Genomic DNA, 773 nt, shown 5'->3' with positions numbered 1-773 from the left:
CCGCGTCAAGCTGACTGAAATGTAATCGAACAGTTTGCGTTCGTGTGGCATCGTGTTCTTGCACTGTGACGTTGGGGCCTAGTGAGTTTCTCGTGTTCAACCTGACCTAGAACACGGAGGCTACTAGCTAATCATCAGTGGTTTTAACAAGAATCGAAAAGTAAAAACTAGATATTCCAAACAAACCTCGAATCAACAGCTCTTGCTGTGAGGAGCCTTGCATGTCATTCCTTAAAACTACGACCGTAGCTGTTGCACTTACCGCTGGTTTGCTTCTGAGTGCAGTTGCTCAAGCACATCCAAAGCTCCTTTCTTCCACTCCGGCAGAAGGCTCGAATGCGGCGGCCCCTTCGAAAATTGAACTGCACTTTTCTGAGAATCTCACCACTCAGTTTTCCGGTGCAAAACTAATCATGACCGATATGCCTGGCATGCCGAACTCCCCAATGGGTGTTAAGGCCGCCGTCGCTGGTGGCGGTGATCCGAAAACGATGGTGATTACACCGGCAGCACCTCTGACCACCGGTACCTACAAAGTCGAATGGCGTGCTGTCTCCTCGGACACTCACCCGATCACCGGCAACTTCTCATTTAAAGTGAAATGATTTATGAGCGACTCAATAAATATTGTGGTTCGCTTTGCTCTTTATTTCGACCTGATGCTGTTATTCGGATTGGCAATTTTCGGCTTGTACAGCCTCAGGGGAAAGGAAAGAGTATCGGGCACGGTCTTGAATTTTGAGTCGCTTCTTTACGGTACTTCCGTTGCAGGT

The 773-nt window shown here is 48.4% G+C and carries 1 protein-coding gene and 1 pseudogene; both read left to right on the top strand.

Annotation, left to right across the window (positions count from 1 at the left end; genetic code table 11):
* Positions 1-221 precede the first annotated feature (221 nt).
* Positions 222-605 carry a copper homeostasis periplasmic binding protein CopC gene (copC, locus tag FHL16_RS33825; RefSeq protein ID WP_019821291.1) on the top strand — a complete coding sequence of 128 codons (384 nt, stop codon included), beginning with the start codon at positions 222-224 and terminating at the stop codon, positions 603-605.
* Positions 606-608: 3 nt separating this feature from the next.
* A pseudogene (locus FHL16_RS34675) lies at positions 609-773 on the top strand (copper homeostasis membrane protein CopD); the annotation flags it as partial.

This window comes from Pseudomonas sp. FSL W5-0299, from assembly GCF_005930655.1.
GTDB lineage: Bacteria > Pseudomonadota > Gammaproteobacteria > Pseudomonadales > Pseudomonadaceae > Aquipseudomonas > Aquipseudomonas mandelii.
The sequence above is the reverse complement of the archived record's forward strand: the minus strand, read 5'-3'. Positions and strand labels throughout refer to the sequence as shown.

Excerpts from the sequence above, each read along its gene's own strand:
- copC (WP_019821291.1), top strand. The coding sequence starts at position 222 with ATGTCATTCCTTAAAACTACGACCGTAGCTGTTGCACTTACCGCTGGT.